The sequence below is a fragment of the Bradyrhizobium sp. RDM12 genome (genome assembly GCF_051917485.1).
Classification (GTDB): domain Bacteria; phylum Pseudomonadota; class Alphaproteobacteria; order Rhizobiales; family Xanthobacteraceae; genus Bradyrhizobium.
The window spans coordinates 3,123,417-3,144,485 of the sequence record NZ_CM133064.1; the positions used below are offsets into that span (position 1 = coordinate 3,123,417).

14 protein-coding genes and 1 pseudogene are annotated in these 21,069 nt (G+C 65.1%); 14 read left to right on the forward strand and 1 reads right to left on the reverse strand.

The features are described from left to right. The first annotated feature begins 71 nt into the window (after nt 1-71). The 14 genes and pseudogenes from ACTGJ9_RS15180 (at nt 72) to ligA (ending at nt 19,627) form a co-directional block, all read left to right on the forward strand. Nucleotides 72-383 (forward strand): hypothetical protein, encoded by a 312-nt coding sequence (locus tag ACTGJ9_RS15180; RefSeq protein ID WP_456677702.1) that lies wholly within the window; start codon nt 72-74, stop codon nt 381-383. A 493-nt stretch (nt 384-876) separates the two neighbouring features. Beyond that, nucleotides 877-2,463, forward strand: a complete 1,587-nt coding sequence (gene ltrA / locus ACTGJ9_RS15185; protein ID WP_456677703.1) for a group II intron reverse transcriptase/maturase — start codon at nt 877-879, stop codon at nt 2,461-2,463. 48 nt (nt 2,464-2,511) lie between these two features. Further along, on the forward strand, nt 2,512-3,663 hold the full coding sequence (gene ftsW / locus ACTGJ9_RS15190) for a putative lipid II flippase FtsW (protein WP_456677704.1): 1,152 nt from the start codon (nt 2,512-2,514) through the stop codon (nt 3,661-3,663). 177 nt (nt 3,664-3,840) lie between these two features. Next, a complete protein-coding gene (gene murG, locus ACTGJ9_RS15195; RefSeq protein WP_456677705.1) occupies nt 3,841-4,941 on the forward strand; it encodes an undecaprenyldiphospho-muramoylpentapeptide beta-N-acetylglucosaminyltransferase in 1,101 nt (366 codons plus the stop codon). 120 nt (nt 4,942-5,061) lie between these two features. Continuing rightward, complete coding sequence (gene murC / locus ACTGJ9_RS15200; protein WP_456677706.1) at nt 5,062-6,465, forward strand: UDP-N-acetylmuramate--L-alanine ligase; 1,404 nt, start codon at nt 5,062-5,064, stop codon at nt 6,463-6,465. A gap of 184 nt (nt 6,466-6,649) precedes the next feature. Next, on the forward strand, nt 6,650-7,570 hold the full coding sequence (murB, locus tag ACTGJ9_RS15205; protein ID WP_456677707.1) for a UDP-N-acetylmuramate dehydrogenase: 921 nt from the start codon (nt 6,650-6,652) through the stop codon (nt 7,568-7,570). A gap of 29 nt (nt 7,571-7,599) precedes the next feature. Then, nucleotides 7,600-8,586 (forward strand): D-alanine--D-alanine ligase family protein, encoded by a 987-nt coding sequence (locus ACTGJ9_RS15210; RefSeq protein ID WP_456678528.1) that lies wholly within the window; start codon nt 7,600-7,602, stop codon nt 8,584-8,586. 347 nt (nt 8,587-8,933) lie between these two features. Further along, nucleotides 8,934-9,962, forward strand: coding sequence for a cell division protein FtsQ/DivIB (locus tag ACTGJ9_RS15215; protein WP_456677708.1), 1,029 nt, complete (start codon nt 8,934-8,936; stop codon nt 9,960-9,962). Continuing rightward, nucleotides 9,959-11,281 (forward strand): cell division protein FtsA, encoded by a 1,323-nt coding sequence (gene ftsA, locus ACTGJ9_RS15220; protein ID WP_456677709.1) that lies wholly within the window; start codon nt 9,959-9,961, stop codon nt 11,279-11,281. Before ACTGJ9_RS15215 ends, ftsA begins: the two co-directional genes overlap by 4 nt. A gap of 87 nt (nt 11,282-11,368) precedes the next feature. After that, nucleotides 11,369-13,168 carry a cell division protein FtsZ gene (gene ftsZ, locus ACTGJ9_RS15225; RefSeq protein ID WP_456677710.1) on the forward strand — a complete coding sequence of 600 codons (1,800 nt, stop codon included), beginning with the start codon at nt 11,369-11,371 and terminating at the stop codon, nt 13,166-13,168. 362 nt (nt 13,169-13,530) lie between these two features. Further along, nucleotides 13,531-14,493 (forward strand): UDP-3-O-acyl-N-acetylglucosamine deacetylase, encoded by a 963-nt coding sequence (lpxC, locus tag ACTGJ9_RS15230; RefSeq protein ID WP_456677711.1) that lies wholly within the window; start codon nt 13,531-13,533, stop codon nt 14,491-14,493. A 232-nt stretch (nt 14,494-14,725) separates the two neighbouring features. Beyond that, entirely contained in the window at nt 14,726-15,625 is a 900-nt protein-coding gene (locus ACTGJ9_RS15235; RefSeq protein WP_456677712.1) for an outer membrane protein assembly factor BamD, read from the forward strand. A gap of 24 nt (nt 15,626-15,649) precedes the next feature. Next, on the forward strand, nt 15,650-17,320 hold the full coding sequence (gene recN, locus ACTGJ9_RS15240) for a DNA repair protein RecN (RefSeq protein WP_456677713.1): 1,671 nt from the start codon (nt 15,650-15,652) through the stop codon (nt 17,318-17,320). A gap of 158 nt (nt 17,321-17,478) precedes the next feature. Further along, nucleotides 17,479-19,627: pseudogene (gene ligA, locus ACTGJ9_RS15245) on the forward strand (NAD-dependent DNA ligase LigA). 110 nt (nt 19,628-19,737) lie between these two features. On the opposite strand, the gene ACTGJ9_RS15250 reads toward ligA, so the two are convergent. After that, nucleotides 19,738-21,018 carry a multidrug effflux MFS transporter gene (locus ACTGJ9_RS15250; protein WP_456677714.1) on the reverse strand — a complete coding sequence of 427 codons (1,281 nt, stop codon included), beginning with the start codon at nt 21,016-21,018 and terminating at the stop codon, nt 19,738-19,740. Nucleotides 21,019-21,069: the final 51 nt, after the last annotated feature.

Sequence of the window (21,069 nt, forward strand, 5' to 3'; positions counted from 1 at the left end):
GGATCGGACTTGCCGTCGCTGCTCTTGCTGTTCCGGTCGGTTTCTTCTGTGTTGTCCTCATTGACAACGTCATGCATGAATTCGGTGCTTGCCGCGTCGTTCGCCAGAGGTCGTTCGCCTCCCCAAGCGGCAGCAAGCTGGTTGTCGTGGTCTGGAAGTCTTGCGGAGCGTCGGTACCCGACAGCACCCAGGCCAGTATCGTGGCGCGGGGACGGACATTCTCGCCCGAGAACACGCCGGCTTTTCTCAGCGTGCGCGGGCATCCTGATGTCGTCGTCGCCTGGAGCAGCGAACGGGTCGTCAGGATCGGTTTCATTCCCGAGGCAGGCCAGGTCTACAAGCGCGATCATCGCTCGGGGGATATCGCGATCGAATACGAGTGAGGGCATTGGTGTGGACCGAAGCTTGCCTCCACCGTTTCCGCTGTCGTCACCCGGCTTGAACGGGCGATCCAGTAGTGTGCCGAGTATGAACGACAGCTTGGAGGTGGAAGTCCTCTATCCAGCCTGATGACGGCGAAGGATTAGCAAAGCGCAAGGGCGTCATCGCGAGGTGGGGTCTGAAGACAGCGTGGAGCAAAGCCGCGGCCCGATGAACAAACACCGGATAACGAGGCCTACCCGACCGGACGAGCGAGCTACTGATCGCGAAGTCCATAGTCATCAAGGGCCGGGGTGGTAGATCCGGCGGGCGTGCGGCGAAGGCGGTCGATCTTACCTCGGGAGGTCTGCACGGTGTCCCGGCAACGGGACTGAGGTCGCCGCAAGGCGGCCTGACCGCAGTGCAGAAGTCAGCAGAGGGCATAGTAGGCGGCGGCGCGCCGCCGAAGGCCTGAACGGTGGAAGAGGCCAGTAGAGCGGCGATCTCGTGCGAGCCATGCGGCAGAAGAATCAGGTCGAGCTGAACTTGGGCACCGGGGCGGAGGGTGAAGCCCGAAGCGCTGCCGCCCGAGAGCCTGAAGCCTGCCCGGCGGAAGCCTGTCTCGAACGCCCGGCGGTCGCGGGACCGTCGATGGAAGACGTTGTCGGGCGTGAGAACCTGAAGGCAGCGTTGGCGCGAGTGAAGCGCAATAAGGGTGCGGCAGGCGTTGACGGGATGACCGTCGGCGAACTGCCGGCCTATCTGAAGGAGCACTGGCTCACGATCCGCGTCCAGTTGCTTGACGGCACCTACAAACCGCAGCCGGTGCGGCGGGCGGAGATACCGAAGGCGTCGGGTGGCCTGCGGCCGCTCGGCATTCCGACGGTGCTCGACCGCTTCATTCAGCAGGCGGTGATGCAGGTGCTGCAGGCGGATTGGGACGGAACGTTCTCCGAGACGAGCTTCGGCTTTCGGCCGGGCCGCTCGGCGCATCAGGCGGTGGAACGAGCGCAGGCGTATATTGCGTCCGGGCACACTGTCGTCGTGGACATCGACCTGGAGAAGTTCTTCGACCGGGTCAACCACGACATCCTGATGGGGCTCATTGCCAAACGGGTTGCTGACAAGCGTCTCCTGAAGCTCATCCGCAGCTTCTTGAATGCGGGTGTGCTGGAGGGAGGATTGGTCAGTTCGACGGAAGAGGGCACGCCGCAAGGTGGACCGCTCTCGCCGCTGTTGTCGAACCTGATGCTGGATGTGCTGGACAAGGAGCTGGAGAAGCGCGGCCATCGCTTCGTGCGCTACGCCGACGACTGCAACATCTATGTGCGCAGTCAGAAGGCGGGTGAGCGGGTGCTGGCGGGCATCGAACGTTTCCTCGAAAAGCGCCTCAAGCTGAAGGTCAACAGGGCCAAGAGTGCGGTGGCCAAGCCGAGCATCCGCAAGTTCCTGGGCTTCAGCTTTACCCGCGAGCCGCTGCCACGACGGCGCATTGCGCCGCAGGCGATCGCCCGCTTCAAGGCGAGAGTTCGGGAGCTGACGCGACGCACGTGTGGCCAAAGCCTTGCGCAGACTGTCAAGGAGCTGTCACGCTATCTGATCGGATGGCGTGGCTACTTTGGCTTCTGCCAGACGCCGTCGGTGATGCGCGCACTTGACGAATGGATCAGGCGGCGGTTGCGCGCCATCGCCTGGAAGCAGTGGAAGCGTGGACCGGCTCGCTTCGCCGAGCTGCGACGCCGCGGCGTCGGCCGGGTTCTGGCGGCAAAGACCGCCGGCAGCCCACGTGGCCCTTGGCGGCTCAGCAACAGCCCCGCGCTCAACATTGCCGTGCCAAAGCTCTCTTCGGTTCGCTCGGTCTGGCTTCCATCGCGGCACAGCGGCCCGCATAATCCATCGAACCGCCGTATACGAGACCCGTACGTACGGTGGTGTGGGAGGAGGAGTCGCGAGACTCCCCTATCCCGATTTCCAGAGACCGTGCTTGAGCCGACGAACCGCGGCGTACTGGATGCCCCAGTCAAGCCGGGGCATGACAGTGAGTTGTGTGGCGGCAGTGGAGATCATCTTCAGATCATCCGCATTTCATTAACTCCCCGGTAACCAACCTCGGCGACCAATGGACCGACCTCTGTCCGAAAGCGGCCGCCCATGCTCTCCCGTGAAGAACGCACCCCCTTTACCGAGTGGTGGTGGACCGTCGACAAGCCGCTGCTCGGCGCGATCCTGGTTCTGATGCTGACCGGCGTCATCCTGTCGCTGGCGGCGAGCCTGCCGGTCGCGACCCGTATCGGGCTCGATCCCTTCCACTTCTTCAGCCGGCACGTGATGTTCCTGGCACCGTCCTTCATGGTGCTGGTCGGCGTCTCCTTCCTGTCGCCGCGCTCGATCCGGCGAAGCGCGCTGATCATCTTCACGATCAGCATCATCCTGATCGTGGTGACGCTCGCGATCGGCCCCGAGGTGAAGGGCTCGCGGCGCTGGATCACGCTGCTCGGCGTCAACATCCAGGCCTCCGAAATCGCAAAGCCGTCGTTCGTCGTCATCGCGGCCTGGCTGTTCGCGGAATCGACCAAGCGGCCGGAGATGCCGGCGACCTCGATGGCGCTGGTGCTGCTCCTGATGCTGGTGTCGCTACTGGTGATGGAGCCCGACTTCGGCCAGACCATGCTGATCCTGATGGTGTGGGGCTCGCTGTTCTTCATCGCGGGCATGCGCATGATTTGGGTGTTCGGCCTTGCCGGCGCCGCCGCCGCCGGTCTGTTCAGCGCATACCTTTTTGTTCCCCACGTTGCCGGACGCATCAAGCGCTTCATGAACCCGGCCTCCGGCGACACCTTCCAGGTCGATACCGCGATGGAAGCCTTCTACAACGGTGGCTGGTTCGGCCTCGGACCGGGCGAGGGTATCGCAAAACGCAGCCTGCCGGACAGCCATACCGACTTCGTGTTCGCGGTTGCCGCCGAAGAGTTCGGCATCATCCTGTGCCTGGCAATGCTGATGCTGTTCGCCTTCGTCGTCATTCGTACGCTGTCGCGCGCCTACGCCAATGAGGACATGTTCTCGCGCTTTGCGGCGTCCGGCCTTGCGATCCTGTTCGGCGTGCAGGCGGCGATCAACATGTCGGTCAACCTCCAGCTCATCCCTGCGAAGGGTATGACGCTGCCGTTCATTTCCTATGGCGGTTCCTCGATCGTGTCGCTGTCCTATGGCGTCGGCATGATGCTGGCGCTGACGCGGCTGCGCCCGCGCACCGAGGTCGAGGCCAGCGGCCATGCCGAGGCTATGCGCAGTTACGCGTGACAGGTCTCGTGTCCCGGACAAGCGAAGCGCAGATCCGGGACCCAGAATGCCGCGCCCATGCGCCCCGGTTCAGCAGCGCAGTACGCCGCGAAGGGCGGCGTACTGCGCTGCGCCCGGGGCACGAGCATCGTGCGGACGGCTCGCAATGATCGAGAACTACCGGTAAAAGTTCCCGCCATGGACAATTCCCCCTTGATTCTTCTCGCCGCGGGCGGGACCGGCGGCCATCTGTTTCCGGCCGAGGCGCTCGGTGTCGAACTGATCCGGCGCGGCTTTCGTGTGCGCCTCGTCACGGATGAGCGCGCGCTGCGCTATGGCGGGCTGTTCAGCAAGGATATGATCGACGTCGTCGCGAGCGAGACCGCGCGCGGCCGCAATCCCATCCAGCTCGCTTATGCAGGCGTTACGCTCGCCACCGGCACGCTGTCCGCTTACCGCCTGATCAAGCGATTGAAGCCCGCGGCCGTCATCGGCTTCGGGGGCTATCCGACATTGCCGCCGCTGGTTGCGGCGAAATTCGCCGGCGTTCCCGGTATCATCCATGAAGCCAATGCGGTGCTCGGCCGCGCCAACCGGTTTCTGTCGAGGCGCGTCCGCGCCATCGCGACGTCGTTGCCGGGCGTGCTCGATCGCGATCCGGCGCTGGCAGCCAAGACCACGACGGTCGGCACGCCGATGCGGCCGGCGGTTCTCGCCGCTGCGGCCGTGCCGTATGGCGCACCCGAACTGAATGGTCCGCTGCGCCTGCTCGTCGTCGGCGGCAGTCAGGGCGCCCGGATCATGGCTGACATCCTGCCGGGCGCGATCGAGCGACTCGAGCCCGCGTTGTGGGGTCGGCTCATCCTCACCCAACAGGTCCGCGACGAAGACATGACGCGCGTGCGTGCGGTCTACGACAAGCTCAAGATCAATGCCGAGCTCGCGCCGTTCTTCACGGATTTGCCGGCGCGGCTCGCCTCCAACCATCTCGTGGTATCGCGCTCCGGCGCCGGTACGGTGGCCGAGCTCGCCGCGATCGGCCGCCCCTCGATCCTGGTGCCGCTGCCGGGCGCGATCGATCAGGATCAGTTCGCCAATGCCGGCGTGCTGGCCAATGTCGACGGCGCCGTTCGCATCCCGCAGACCGAGTTCACCTCGGATCGTCTCGCCGCAGAGATCTCCGGTTTCGCGGCCGAGCCGGCGCGCCTTGCCACCATGGCTGCCGCGGCGAAGGGGGCGGGCCGGCTCGACGCCGCCGAACGGCTGGCCGATCTGGTGGTCAAAGTCGCGGGAATCTGACGCGAAAAAGCCCTTGTCTTCGCCTTCTAAAGCGGGGCATCCAGTAAGAGGCGCGGCTGATTTGGCCGTGAGCTTTGCCAGATGCCGCCTGCGCAAGGTGGCGAGGTCGGGGAACAGAGCATGAGACTGCCGCGCGAGATCGGACCCATCCACTTCGTCGGGATCGGCGGGATCGGCATGAGCGGGATCGCCGAGGTGCTGGTCAATCTCGGCTATGCCGTGCAGGGTTCGGACGCCTCCGACAATTACAATCTCGACCGTCTGCGCAAAAAGGGTGCAAAGGTCTCGGTCGGCCACAAGGCCGAGAATGTCGACGGCGCCAAGGTCGTCGTCGTGTCCACCGCGATCAAGCGCGACAATCCGGAACTGATGGCGGCGCGTGAGCGGCGCATTCCCGTGGTGCGCCGTGCCGAGATGCTGGCCGAGCTGATGCGGCTGAAGAGCTGTGTCGCCATTGCCGGCACGCACGGCAAGACCACCACGACCACGATGGTCGCAACGCTGCTCGACGCCGGCGGGCTCGATCCCACTGTGATCAACGGCGGCATCATCAATGCCTATGGCTCCAACGCGCGTCTCGGTGCCGGCGACTGGATGGTGGTGGAAGCCGACGAGAGCGATGGAACCTTCCTGAAGCTGCCGACCGATGTCGCGATCGTCACCAATGTCGATCCCGAGCATCTCGACCACTTCAAGACCTTCGAGGCCGTACAGGACGCCTTCCGGCATTTCGTCGAGAACCTGCCGTTCTACGGCTTTGCCGTCATGTGCATCGATCATCCCGTCGTGCAGACCCTCGTCGGCAAGATCGAGGACCGTCGCATCATCACTTATGGTGAAAATCCGCAGGCCGACGTGCGATTCTTCGACCTGACGCCGATGGGTGGCGGATCGAAATTCAAGGTCGCGTTCCGCGATCGCAAAACCGGTGTCGTGCACGAGATCGCCGATCTCATGCTGCCGATGCCGGGGCGCCACAACGCCTCCAACGCGACGGCTGCGATCGCGGTCGCGCGCGAACTCGGCCTTTCCGATGACGCGATCCGCAAGGCGATCGCCGGCTTCGGCGGCGTCAAGCGCCGCTTCACCAAGACCGGCGAGTGGAACGGCATTACCGTGATCGACGATTACGGCCATCATCCGGTCGAGATCGCGGCGGTGCTGAAGGCTGCGCGGGAATCCACCAACGGCAAGATCATCGCCGTGGTGCAGCCGCATCGCTACACCCGCCTGCAATCGCTGTTCGAGGAATTCTGCACCTGCTTCAACGATGCCGATGCGGTTGTTGTCGCCGATGTCTATGCCGCGGGCGAGACGCCGATCGACGGTATCGACCGCGAGCATTTCGTTGCGGGTCTGCGTGCGCATGGCCACCGCGAGGTGATCCCGCTGCCGGCAGCCTCCGAGCTTGCCGGCATCGTCAAAGGCGCGGCGAAGTCGGGCGATCTCGTCGTGTGTCTTGGTGCTGGCAACATCACGCAATGGGCGTACGCATTGCCCGGCGAATTGAAGGCGCTGGGGTGAATGCTGATGTCGCATTCGCTGTTCACCAAGCGGCACACTGCGCTCCCTTCCCCCTTGTGGGGGAGGGCGGGGGAGAGGGGTGGCCACACACGCCGATCTCGCTTGGGGCTACCCCCTCCCTGCCCGTGCCCCACAAGCGGGCAGGGAACGGAGAAAGCCTGCCCGCCTCCCTCGAGGATGCGGCATGAGCTTCCCCGACATCACGCCGAAACTCAAAGCCGCGATGCCGGATCTTCGCGGCCGGTTGCTGGCCAACCAGTCGCTGGCCGAGCTGACCTGGTTTCGCGTCGGCGGGCCGGCGCAGGTGCTGTTCACGCCGGCGGACGAGGATGATCTCGCTTACTTCCTCGCGCATCTCGCCAAGGACATCCCGGTCTATGTCGTCGGTGTTGGCTCCAACCTCATCGTGCGCGACGGCGGCATTGCCGGCGTGGTGATCCGGCTGGCGCCGCGCGCTTTTGGTGAAGTCACTGCGAACGGTGACGTCGTCACAGCGGGTGCGGCTGTGCTCGACAAACGCGTCGCGGAGGTCGCGGCCTCTGCCAATATCGGCGGGCTCGAATTCTATTTCGGCATTCCCGGCACGATCGGCGGCGCGCTGCGCATGAATGCGGGCGCCAATGGCGGCGAGACCAAGGACGTGCTGATCGAAGCGCGCGGCGTCGGGCGCGACGGCACCAAGCACGTCTTCTCCAACGTCGGCATGAAATTCGTCTACCGCAACAGCGGTGTCGACCCCTCCATCATCTTCACCTTCGCCCGCTTTCGCGGCGAGATCAGGGACACCGATGCGATCCGCGCGCGGATGGCGGAGGTGCAGACCCATCGCGAGACCGCGCAGCCGATCCGCGAAAAGACCGGCGGCTCGACCTTCAAGAATCCGCCCGGCCATTCCGCCTGGAAGCTGGTCGATGCCGCCGGCTGCCGGGGCCTGCGCGTCGGCGGCGCGCAGGTCTCGAAGATGCACTGCAATTTCCTGATCAACACGGGCGATGCCACCGCGCACGACATCGAGACGCTGGGCGAGACCGTACGCGAACGGGTCAAGGCGAATTCCGGAATTGAGCTGCACTGGGAAATCAAGCGGATCGGAGTTTCCGCTTGAAGGACGAGGCAAACAGGCGACGAGAGAACATGCGCACCACGATCCTTTTTGGCGGCTCCAATCGAGAGCGTCTGGTTTCCGTCGCTTCAGCCCAGGCGCTGCATCAGGCGCTGCCCGAGGCCGATCTCTGGTGGTGGGACGTCGAGGACAAGGTGCACGTCGTGCAGACCAAGCAGCTGCTCGAACATTCCCGGCCCTTCGAGGACGAGTTCAAGCCTGGCACGCGTGGCATTCCGCTGGCGCAGGCGCTCGACAAGGCCAGGACTGAAGTTCGCGTCCTCGTGCTCAGCCTGCACGGCGGCAGCGCCGAGAACGGCGAATTGCAGGTGATGTGTGAAGCGCGCGGCGTGCCGTTCACAGGCTCCGGCTCGGCCTCCTCGCATCTCTCCTTCGACAAGATCGCGGCCAAGCGCTTTGCCGCGCTTGGTGGCGTGACCCCGCCCGAGAATATCGCGCTCGAGAATATCGATGATGCCTTCGCCGAATACGGAAGGCTGATCGCAAAGCCGGCGCGCGATGGCTCCAGCTATGGCCTGATCTTCGTCAACGCCAGGCAGGATCTCGTTGCCGTCCGCAACGCGGCCAGGCAGGAGGAATATGTGATCGAGCCCTACATCGCCGGCGTCGAGGCGACCTGCGGCGTGCTGGAGCGCACCGATGGGTCGATCATCTCGCTGCCGCCGATCGAGATCATTCCGGGCGAGGGTAATTTCGACTACGCCGCAAAATATCTTTTGAAGTCGACCCAGGAAATCTGCCCGGGCCGCTTCACCCCCGAGGTCACCGCCGCGCTCAAGACCCAGGCGATGCTGGCGCATCGTGCGATGTCCTGCACCGGCTATTCCCGCTCCGACTTCATCGTCTCGGAAAAGGGGCTGGTCTATCTCGAAACCAACACGCTGCCCGGGCTGACCAAGTCCTCGCTCTACCCCAAGGCGCTGAAAGCCGAGGGGATCGCATTTGTCGACTTCCTCCGCGACCTGATCGAGCTGGCGGTGCGCCGGGTGCGGAAATAGTTAGGATTGGTTAATGGCCGAGAGGGCGAAAACGGCCGGTTTGGTGCCCAAAACCGGTAAAATGCCGGATATCGTGGCATAACCGCCTCACAGAGCTGGGCAAAAAGCATTCTCCGTTAACGAACTTTACCTTTTGTTTACCAGGAAGTCCGAAGGTTAACGCTGGCGGCGCATATGGCGTTTTGGCTGCCGGTGCGTGAGCCGTTTCGGATTGTATCCGGCCGGCGAACGCTTTGAAGGGGAGCGGTTTCTTCTGCCGAAGACCCTCATCCGGCCCGGCAGACCGAGACGTCACATTCGCCAGGACCCGCGCGGTGTCGTGGGCAAACTGTTGACGAGCTCGTGCAATGGATGGTGCAGGAAGCCTCACCCGGTCGTTTGTGAGATCGCTGAGGCCCCAAGCTGACCTGAAGGCGGCCGCGATCGGAGCGGTCGTGCTTCTGCGCGAGTGGGTCCAGGACAAGCGCCAGGAAAGACTTGAACAGACGCGCGCTGCAGCCAAGCAAAGGATCAAGGCCCGGGCTGTGGTCGAGCGCGAGCCGCCACCGCGCCTGGTCGCGCTGGTCGAGCGTTATCTGCCGCGCCGCGTCGGGATCAGCTTGACCGTGCTGCTGCTGATCGGCAGTTGCGGCCTCGGCATCGTCAAGGGCGGCCATCTCCAGGATTTCATCACGGCGGTCAGCGACACGCGCAACGCCATGGCCAATTCGGCCGGCTTCCGCATCACTTCTGTCGTGATCAACGGCCGCAAGCAGCTCAGCCAGGACGAGATCCTCGCGATCGGCGGCGTCAGCGGCCGCTCCTCGCTGCTGTTCCTCGCTGCCGACGACGTTCGCGACAAGCTCAAGGCCAATCCCTGGATTGCGGACGCGACCGTGCTGAAGCTCTATCCGGGCCAGCTCATGATCGAGATCACCGAGCGCAAGCCGTTCGCGCTGTGGCAGGAGGCCGGCCGGCTCTCGGTTATCGCTGACGACGGCGCGCTGCTCGAACCCTATGTCTCGCGCCGGTTCCTGTCGCTGCCGCTCGTGGTCGGCAAGGGCGCCGACACGCAGGCCCGCGACTTCCTCGCGCTGCTGGCCCGTTATCCGCAGGTGAACTCGGTGACGAAAGCCGCGATCTATGTCGGTGAGCGGCGCTGGAACCTGAGGCTGAAGGACGGCCTCGACGTTCGCCTTCCGGAGCAGGACGTCGGCAACGCACTGGCCGCGCTCTCCAAGCTCGATAAGGACGGCAGGCTGTTCTCGAAGGACATCGTCGCGATCGACATGCGCCTACCCGACCGTCTGGTGGTGCAGCTGTCCGACGACGCCGCCAAGGCGCGCGACGACCTGTTCAAGGACAAGAAGAAAAAGAAGGCCGGGGACGCCGCATGACCGGTCTTGATCGCACCCAGACGCCGAAGACGCGCCCGATGCCGCACAAGCGCGGCGGTCTCGTCGCCTGCCTCGACATCGGCACCAGCAAGATCGCCTGCATGATCGCGCGGTTGAAGCCGTCGGCGCCGAGCGAGGCCCTGGGCGGCCGTACCCACGCGGTCGAACTGATCGGTTACAGCCAGATCCAGTCGCGCGGCATGAAGGCCGGCGCGGTGGTCGATCTCGCCGAATGCGAGCAGGCGGTGCGCCAGGCCGTCGGGCTTGCGGAGAAAATGGCCAAGGTCCGGGTCGAGTCCGTTCTGCTGTCGGTCTCCGGCGGTCGTCTCGCGGGCCAGCTGGTCGAGGCCGCGGCCGATATCCGCGGCGGCGCGGTGACGCCGGCCGATGTCAGCCGCGTCACCTCCACCGGCATGCGCCACGCCACCGGCGAGGGCCGCACCGTGCTGCATGCGCTGCCGGTCGGCTACACGCTCGATGGCGTCAAGGGCATCCGCGATCCGCGCGGCATGGTTGCGCATCAATTCGGCGTCGACATGAATGTCGTCACCTGCGATGCCACTGTGGCACGAAACCTGATGCTGGCGGTGGAACGCTGCCATCTCAACGTCGAAGCCATGGCGGCGAGCCCCTATGTGGCCGGCCTGTCGGTGCTGACCGACGACGAGGCCGATCTCGGCGCTGCCGTGGTCGAGATGGGCGCGGGCACCACCACCATCGCGGTTTATTCCGGCGGACGTTTCGTGCACGCGGCCGGATTTGCGGTCGGCGGGCAACACATCACGATGGATCTCGCGCGCGGACTCTCGGCGACCATTGCCGATGCCGAGCGAATCAAGACGTTATACGGCACCGTCATCACCGGCGGATCGGACTCGCGTGAGCTGATGTCTGTACCGACAGCCGGTGACGACCAGGATCTGCCGCAGATCGTTTCGCGCGCCACCATCGCCACCATCGTCAAGCATCGTGCCGAGGAAGTCTTCGAAATGGTTCGGGACAAGCTGAAGGATTCGCCCTTCGCGGCAGAGCCCAAGGGCCGCGTCGTGCTCTCCGGCGGCGCCTCGCAGCTCACCGGCCTCGTCGAGCTCGGAACCCAGATTCTCGGCCGGCCCGTGCGGGTCGGACGTCCGCTCGGTTTCGGCCGTCTGCCCAACGAGGCGAAGAACGCCGCGTTCGCGGTGCCGGCCGGACTTCTCGTCTACCCGCAATATGTTCACCACGAACATGTCGAACCGCGGCATACGCGGCAGCAGGTCAGGACAGGAACGGGCGGTTATTTCGGAAAGGTCGGACGATGGCTACGCGAGGGCTTCTGATGACCGCTTCCCGCAATTGTCGATTTTCACCAACTGCCGCGGCCGCAGGCCGGGGCGAACCCACGCGCGCGTGATCGAGAGGCAAACATGACCATCAGCATCAACGTTCCTGATATTCACGAGTTGAAGCCCCGCATCACCGTGTTCGGCGTCGGCGGCGCCGGCGGCAACGCCGTCAACAACATGATCACGGCCGGCCTCCAGGGCGTCGATTTCGTGGTCGCCAACACCGACGCGCAGGCGCTGACGATGTCGAAGGCGCAGCGCATCGTGCAGATGGGCACCGCGGTGACGCAGGGCCTCGGTGCCGGCTCGCAGCCGAACGTCGGCGCTGCTGCCGCGGAAGAAGTCATCGACGAGCTCCGCGATCATCTCTCGGGCGCCAACATGGTGTTCGTCACCGCCGGCATGGGCGGCGGCACCGGGACTGGCGCTGCTCCCGTCATCGCCAAGACCGCCCGCGACATGGGCATCCTCACCGTCGGCGTCGTGACCAAGCCGTTCCACTTCGAAGGCGGCCGCCGCATGCGCACCGCCGAAGCCGGCATCAACGAGCTTCACAAAGTCGTCGACACGCTCCTGATCATTCCGAACCAGAACCTGTTCCGGGTTGCCAACGAGAAGACCACGTTTGCCGACGCCTTCGCGATGGCCGACCAGGTGCTCTACTCGGGCGTGGCCTGCATCACCGATTTGATGGTCAAGGAAGGCCTGATCAACCTCGACTTCGCAGACGTGAGAGCGGTGATGAGGGAAATGGGCAAGGCGATGATGGGCACCGGCGAAGCCTCCGGCGACAAGCGCGCGCTGACCGCCGCCGAGGCCGCGATCGCCAACCCGCTGATCGACGACAGCTCGATGAAGGGTGCCAAGGGCCTCCTTATCTCCATCACCGGCGGCAAGGACCTCACCCTGTTCGAGGTCGACGAAGCCGCGACCCGCATCCGCGAGGAAGTCGACCAGGATGCCAACATCATCGTCGGCGCAACTTTCGACGAAGCGCTCGACGGCCTGATCCGGGTCTCGGTCGTCGCCACCGGCATCGAGCAGGCCGCGATCGCCCGCACCACCCAGGGCACCAGCGCGCCGGTCGCGAACGCGGCACCTCAGGTCCAGCAGGCTCCCGCGGCTCCGGCCGTAGCTGCCGAGAGCCGTCTCGCCGATCTGACCGCGCGGCTGCGCGCCGACAACCAGCGCATGGCCGAGCGCGCTCAGAAGCTGGAATCGCAGATCCCGGGTACCACGTCGGTCGCTGCTGCCCCGATGGCGCCGCGTCCCAATGTCGAGCGTGCGGCGCTTGCGGCCATCGCGGCTGCCGTTTCCGACGTCCCGCAGGCGCCCGCGCCGATGCAGACCTATGGCGACGTCACCGTGCGCCCGATCGCGCAGAAGCCCACGCTGTTCCCGGAGCCCGAGCAGGCGCCGCTTGCCATGCATGAGCCGATGACGCCGGAAACCTTCATCCCGCCGCAGGCCGAGCGTGCCCCGGCGCGCGCACCGCGGATGCCGCGCCTCGAGGAGCTGCCGATGCCGGCTCAAGCCGAACTGCGTCAGGCCCGTGGCGAGGTTGAGGAGGAAACGCCGCAAAAGACCCGTCTGTCGCTGCTCCAGCGCCTCGCCAATGTCGGCCTCGGCCGTCGCGACGAGGAGAGCGAGGCCCCGATCGCCGCCCGCACCGCCGGTCCCGCCATGCCGGCGCTGCCCGAGCGCAAGCCGCAGCGGTCCGTGCAGCAGCAGATCGCCGCCAGTGAGCCGGTATCGGAATATGCCCGCCGGCCCGCGCCGCAGGGTCTCGACGCCCATGGCCGCCCTGCGCCTGTTGCGCCGGCGCCACAGGGAGACGACCATCTTGATATTCCGGCCTTCCTGCGGCGGCAGGCGACCTGAGGATTGTTACAATAAGGCAGACGCAGAAAGGCCCCGGCGGGAAGCTTGCCGGGGCCTTTCCTTTGGTCCCGTGCATATCCGGATTACTCCTTCAAGCAACTGATTTTAAATCATTAATTACCGGTTCGGTGCTTTAGTAAAGCCGCCGACACCGGCCCGAAATCCCGGCGCAATTTGGTTAAGCCTTGGCGCGAATACGGCCGGTTTGGGGTAACAATCGGTAAAAAAGCGTGAGTTGGCGCTGTTTGAGGCAGTGACTATGGTTCGGCGTGACTTGGGGATACGGAGATTCGGACGGTCGATCTCGATCGATCAGTCGAGTTCAGTATAAGTCGCGATGGGTTGTGGTGGGGCGGTTCCTGATGAAATTTAGCCGGCAAACAACGCTTCGTGCGCAAGCCAGTGTGGCCGGCGTCGGCGTTCATTCCGGTCTTCCCGTCACCCTTACGCTTGGACCTGCACCTGTCGATGCGGGTTTTGTTTTTGTCCGCACCGGACTCGAAGGACGTGACCGTGAGATCCAGGCGACCGCGGAGCAGGTGATCGCGACCGACTTCGCAACCGTCCTCGGCGATCGCAGCGGTCCGCTGGTTTCCACCGCGGAGCACGTGCTGGCGGCGCTGCGGGGCATGGGTGTCGACAACGCCACCATCGAGATCGATGGTCCCGAAGTACCGATCATGGACGGCAGCGCCGCTGCCTTCATCGCGGCGATCGATCAGGCCGGCATCGTCAGCCAGCCGGCGCAGCGTCGGTTGATCCAGGTTCTGAAGCCGGTCTCGGTCAAGGTCGGCAGTTCCTTCGGCGAGATCCGGCCCTACGCCAACGGCTTCCGCGCCGAGGTCGAGATTGACTTCACCAATCCCGTCATCGGCCAGCAGAGCTACTGCTTCGACCTCAGCTCCGAGCGCTTCCGTCGTGAAGTCGGACGCGCCCGGACCTTCGGCCTGATGGGCGATGTTGCACGGCTCTGGAGCGCGGGCTATGCGCTTGGCGCCTCCTTTGAAAATACCGTCGTGTTCGACGACGAGCGGCTGCTCAACACCGAGGGCCTGCGCTACGCCGACGAATGCGCCCGCCACAAGGTGCTGGACGTGATCGGCGATCTCGCGCTGGCCGGCCTGCCGCTGCTCGGCGCCTATCGCTCGGTGCGTGGCGGGCACAAGCTCAACCACGCCGTCCTGACCGCACTGCTCGCCGACCGTACCGCATGGCGGGTGGTCGAGGGCGAGGCGGCCCGCCGCACCACGCGGCCTGTGGTCGAAGCCGGCAGCGGTATCGTTGGTGGCCGGATCGCTGCGGCCTATGGGCCGGACGTGTCCTGAAGCCTGTTGCGGCTGGCGTTTTATCCGGGAAACTCCTGGTAACCATGATCGACTAGCATTGCGGCGTTTTCGCCTTAATCCGGGCGGAATGCCTGCCTATCCGATGGGTTAACAATCGTTTTTCGGTTACACCGACGTGGTCGCATGGCAGGCGCCACGGTTAAATTTCGCGCCCGTGACGGGGATCACGGGCTGGCGGGCACCGCATCACAGGGCGTCAGGTCTCAAATTCATGTCGGCACAGCGTATGGCGCGCGGATATCTCTTGGTCTCTCCAAAGGCTCCGATCGGGATTCGTCGGCTGGTTCAGGCCGCGACCCTTTTCGTGCTCGCGTTGCCGTTGGCCGGTTGCGGCACCGGCGCGCTCTGGGACAAGTTCACGGCCAAGGACGACACCTTCGCCGAGGAGCCTGCCGACAAGATCTACAATGAGGGCTTGTACCTCATGAACGAAAAGAAGGATATGAAGGCGGCGAACAAGAAGTTCGAAGAGGTGGACCGCCAGCATCCCTATTCCGACTGGGCGCGCAAATCGCTGCTGATGTCGGCTTACGCGTCCTACCAGGGCGGCGACTATGACAGCTGCATCGGCGCAGCCACCCGCTACGTCACCCTGCATCCCGGCAGCCCGGACGCCGCTTACGCCCAATATCTGATCGCTGCCTCGCATTACGACCAGATCCCGGACATCAACCGCGACCAGGGCCGCACCGAGAAGGCGATCGCCGCGCTGGAAGAGGTGGTGCGCAAATATCCGACCTCCGAATATGCGACCTCGGCCAAGGCCAAGATCGAGGGCGCGCGCGATCAGCTCGCCGGCAAGGAAATGAATGTCGGCCGCTACTACATGCAGAAGCGCGACTACACGGCCGCGATCAACCGCTACAAGGCCGTGGTGACGCAGTACCAGACCACGCGCCACGTCGAGGAGGCACTCTACCGCCTCACCGAGGCCTACATGTCGATCGGCATCGTCGGGGAGGCCCAGACCGCCGCCGCCGTGCTCGGGCATAATTTTCCCGACAGCCGGTGGTACAAGGACGCCTATAATCTTGTAAAATCCGGCGGTCTCGAGCCGAGCGAGAATCAGGGGTCCTGGATCAGCCGGACCTTCAAGGGGATAGGCCTCTAGGTCTCGGCTAGGAAATCTGGTTCCATGCTGGCGCGTCTGTCGATCCGTGACATCGTCCTGATCGAACGGCTCGATATCGAATTCGCCACCGGACTTGCGGTTTTGACCGGCGAGACCGGTGCGGGCAAATCCATCCTGCTCGATGCCTTTGCATTGGCGCTCGGCGGCCGCGGCGACGCCGGCCTCGTGCGCCATGGCGCGGAGCAGGGGCAGGTGACGGCCGTCTTCGATATCCCGAAGAATCATCCTGCGACGAAGATCCTCGCCGAGAACGGGCTCGACGATACCGGCGAGATGATTCTCCGTCGCGTGCAACTCGCGGACGGCCGCACCCGCGCTTTCATCAACGACCAGACGATCAGCGTGCAGACCCTGAAGGCGGTCGGTGCCGCGCTCGTCGAGATCCACGGCCAGCATGACGAGCGCGCGCTGGTGGATGCCGCCACTCATCGCCGCCTGCTCGATGCCTTTGCCGGTCTCGAAAAGGACGTCGCGGCGGTCGAAGCGCTCTGGGACGCGCGCCGCACCGCCAACACCGAGCTGGAGCAGCATCGCGCCGGCATGGAGCGCGCCGCGCGCGAGGCCGACTATCTGCGCCACGCCTCCGACGAGCTGAAGCGGCTCGCACCGAAGGACGGCGAGGAGACCTCGCTCGCCTCGCGCCGCACCACCATGATGCAGGGCGAGAAGATCGCCTCCGATTTGCGCGAGGCGCAGGAGGTCGTGGGCGGCCATCATTCGCCGGTCGCGGCCCTTTCGGCGGCCGTGCGCCGGCTCGAGCGCCGCGGTGTCAATTCGCCGGCGCTGGTCGAGCCCGCGGTGAAGGCGATCGATATCGCGATCAACGCGCTGGAGGAGGCCGACCAGCATCTCCAGGCCGCGCTGGCCGCGACCGATTTCGACCCGGCCGAACTCGAACGCATCGAGGAGCGGTTGTTCGCGCTACGCGCCGCGTCGCGCAAATATTCGACGCCGGTCGATGGCCTGGCGGCACTTGCCGCCAAATACGCCGCCGATGTCGTGCTGATCGATGCCGGCGCCACGCGCCTGAAGAAGCTGGAGCTGGCCGCGATCGAGGCCGATGCGCGCTATGCGGCGGCTGCGAAAAAGCTCTCGGCAGCGCGGCAGAAATCGGCCGAGAAGCTCAACAAGGCCGTCAACGCCGAGCTCGCTCCGCTCAAGCTCGAGCGCGCGAAATTCATGACCCAGGTCGCGACCGACGAGACCGCGCCGGGGCCGCAAGGCTTCGATCGCGTCGAGTTCTGGGTGCAGACCAATCCGGGCACCAAGGCCGGGCCGATGATGAAGGTCGCCTCCGGCGGCGAGCTTTCGCGCTTCCTCCTGGCCCTCAAGGTCGTGCTGTCCGATCGCGGCTCGGCGCCAACCCTGGTGTTCGACGAAATCGACACCGGCGTCGGCGGCGCGGTGGCCGATGCCATCGGCGCGCGGCTGGCGCGGCTCGCCGGCAAGGTTCAGGTGATGGCCGTGACCCACGCCCCGCAGGTCGCCGCCCGTGCCGACCAGCATCTCCTGATCTCCAAGGATGCGCTGGACAAGGGCAAGCGCGTCGCCACCCGCGTCAATGCGCTCGCCGCGGACCACCGCCGCGAGGAGATCGCCCGCATGCTCGCCGGAGCAGAAATCACGGCCGAGGCGAGAGCGGCCGCGGACCGGCTGCTCAAGGCGGCGAGTTAGGCTTCGACACCCGGACGCGCGTAGCGAGCCGGGACCGAGACTGCCGCCCTATGGGCCCGGCTCTGCAGCGCACCGCCAAAGAGGCGCTGCGCAGCGTCCCGGGCATGAGATTTCCACACGCTTTACCGTCCTACCCGCTCCATCGTATCCATGCATCCATGGCAAGAGCAGCAAAATCCAAGACGCTTCGTGACGTCGCCGACCTTACCAAGGCGCAGGCCAAGGTCGAGCACATGCGGCTGTCGCTCGAGATCGAGGGGCACAACGAACGCTACTATCAGGACGACGCGCCGACGGTGACCGACGCCGACTACGACGCCCTGCGCCAGCGCCTCGATGCGATCGAAAAGCGCTTTCCGGAATTCGTCAGTGGCGATTCGCCCTCGCAGAAGGTCGGCGCGGCGCCATCCGGACGCTTCAGGAAAGTCCGGCATTCCGTTCCGATGCTGTCGCTCGACAACGCCTTTGCCGAGGAGGACGTCCGCGACTTCGTCGGCCGCATCGTTCGCTTCCTCAAGCTCGACGACGACAAGATCAAATTCTCCGCCGAGCCGAAGATCGACGGCCTGTCGATGTCGCTGCGCTACGAGGGCCGCGAACTCGTCACCGCGGCAACCCGCGGCGACGGCGCGGTCGGCGAGGACGTCACCGCCAACATTCGCACGCTCGAAGACGTGCCCCACAAGCTGAAGGGCCGGAATATTCCTGATATCTGCGAGGTCCGCGGCGAGGTCTACATGACCAAACGGGCCTTCCTCGCGCTGAACGAGCGGCAGAAAGCGGCGGGCGACACCATCTTCGCCAATCCGCGCAATTCGGCCGCGGGCTCGTTGCGGCAGAAGGATCCGACCATCACCGCATCGCGCCCGCTCGGCTTCTTCGCCTATGCCTGGGGCGAGATGAGCGCGATGCCCGAGGATACGCAGAGCGGCATGATCCATTGGTTCGAGCGCTGCGGCTTCAAGACCAATCCGCTGACGAAACTCTGTCACTCGGTCGAGGAGCTGATCGCGTTCCATCAGAGCATCGAGGAGGAGCGCGCCAAGCTCGATTACGATATCGATGGCGTCGTCTACAAGGTCGACCGCATCGACTGGCAGGAGCGGCTCGGTTTCGTCTCGCGCACGCCGCGCTGGGCGATCGCGCATAAATTCCCGGCTGAGCAGGCGACGACGGTGCTGCGCGACATCGAGATCCAGGTCGGCCGCACCGGCTCGTTCACGCCGGTCGGCAAGCTCGAACCGGTCGGCGTCGGCGGCGTGATCGTGCAGAATGTCACGCTGCACAACGAGGACTACATCAAGGGCATCGGCAGCAAAGGCGAGCTGCTGCGCGAGGGGCGCGACATCCGGATCGGCGATACCGTCGTGGTCCAGCGTGCCGGCGACGTGATCCCGCAGATCGTGGACGTCGTCCTCGACAAGCGGCCGAACAGCGCCAGGGAATACCATTTTCCGAAGAAGTGCCCGTGTCCGCTGCACACCGACGTCGTGCGCGGGGAGACGGCCGCCGGCGAGGAAGAGTCACGCGCCCGCTGCACCGGCGAGTTCGCCTGCCCCTATCAGAAGATCGAGCATCTCAAGCTGTTCGTGTCGCGGCGCGCCTTCGACATCGACGGTCTCGGCGAGAAGCAGCTGCAGCATTTCTTCGACGAGGGATGGGTGAAGGAGCCCTCCGACATCTTCACGCTGGAGCAGCGCAATTCGAAGCTCAAGCTCGAGGAAATCGAGGGTTACGGCGCGACCTCGGTGCGGAATCTGTTCGGCGCCATCGAGAGCCGGCGCAAAATCGCGCTGGAGCGGTTCATCTATGCGCTCGGCATGCGCCATGTCGGCGAGACCACGGCGCTGGCGCTGGCACGCGGCTACGGCTCCTGGGATGCCTTCCACGATGCCTGCCTCAAGGTCGCCAAGGGCGACGAGGAGGCGATGGCGGAGATGGATGCGCTCGACCAGATCGGCGACACCGTAATCAAGAGCATCGCCGATTATTTCGGCGAGAGCCACAATCGCGGCATCGTCGAGCGGCTGACCGAGGAGGTCGAGATCGTCGACGCCGAGAAGCCGAAGAGCAATTCCTGCCGTGGCCGGCAAGACGGTGGTGTTCACCGGCTCGCTGGAGAAGATGACGCGCGACGAAGCCAAGGCGACCGCGGAGCGATTGGGCGCCAAGGTCTCGGGCTCGGTGTCGAAGAAGACCGATTTCGTCGTGGCCGGCCCCGGCGCGGGCTCGAAGCTCGCGGACGCCAACAAGCACGGCGTCAAGGTGCTGACCGAGGACGAGTGGCTGAAGCTGATCGGGGAGTGAGGTGTTCTTTCGTCATTGCGAGCGCAGCGAAGCAATCCAGAATCTTTCAGCGGTGACAGTCTGGATTGCTTTGCTGCGCTCGCAATGACGGGGAGAGGGCGCGCCGCTGCTCACATCATTCCCGTCTCTTCCTCTTCCGCCTGTTCGATCAATTCCTCGCCCACCACCATCTCCCGGCGGGGGACGATGAAGAGCATTGTCGAGGCGCAGAGCAGCGAGATCGCGAGCACCGCAGAGGTCAGCGGCAGCGTCGTTGCGGAGTGGCCGCCGAGATAGGCGCCGAATTGCGACATCAGCGCGCCGATGCCTTGCTGGAGGAAGCCCATCGCGCCTGATGCGGTGCCGGCGGCCTCGGGACGGATGCTGATGGCGCCGGCCGCGGAATTCGCCATCACGAAGGCATTGCCGACCATCACAATCATCTGCGTGCCGAACAGCCAGGCCGGCGCCTCGTTCCAGCCGGTCAGGCTCCAGAGCAGGTTCAACAGGCTACCGCAGAGTTGCAGGCCGAGCCCGAACCAGATCAGCTTCTCCAGCGAATGCCGCGGCGCAAAGCGCACGCAGAGCAGGTTGCCGACCAGATACGCAAACCCCGTCGTGGCGAACCACGCGCCGTATTCGGCGCTGGTCCGCCCCATCTGCGTGACGACGATGTAGGGGCCGCCGCCGGCGAAGGTGAAGATGATCTGGGACGCCAGCACCTGGCACATCACATAGCCGATGAAGGCGCGGCTCTTGATCAGGGTGCCGACGTCGCCGCGAAAACCGCCGCTGCCGACCGCACGGTCGCGGCGCGTCTCGGGCAACGCGATCGCGATGCCGATTGCGACTGCAAGCGCGCCGATCGTGACGGCGTAGAAAATCGCCCGCCAGCCGAACGCGGTCTCGATCAGGCCGCCGGTGAGCGGTGAGACCATCTGGCCGATCATCAGGGCGGCGACCACCAGGCTGATCATGGAGGCGACCCGGTCGCGCTCGTAGATGTCGCGGATGATGGCCCGGCTCACCACCATGCCGGAGGCGCCGCCGAGCGCCTGGAAGAAACGCGCTGCAATCAGCTGCGGCAGGGTCTCGGCAAAGATGCAGGCGACGCTCGCCGCGACCATCAGCGCGAGGCCGCCAAGCAGTACCGGGCGGCGTCCCAACTTGTCCGACAGCGGCCCCATGATCAGCTGCGACAGCGCGATGCCCACCATGTAGAGCGACACCGTCATCTGCGCGATCGAGATGTCGCGGCCGAACGTCGTCGCCAGCACGGGCAGCGCCGGAACCAGGATGTAGAGGGAGATCGGCGCGATCCCGGTCATCACGACCAGCAGCAGCAACACCACGCGCGACGTCGCGATGTTCTTCGTCGCCGCCTCCGGCGGTCCGCTGATCATGCCGTGCATGCTTGTCCGTCTTTCAAAGTCGAATCGGACTGTAGCGTGCTTGCACAAGAC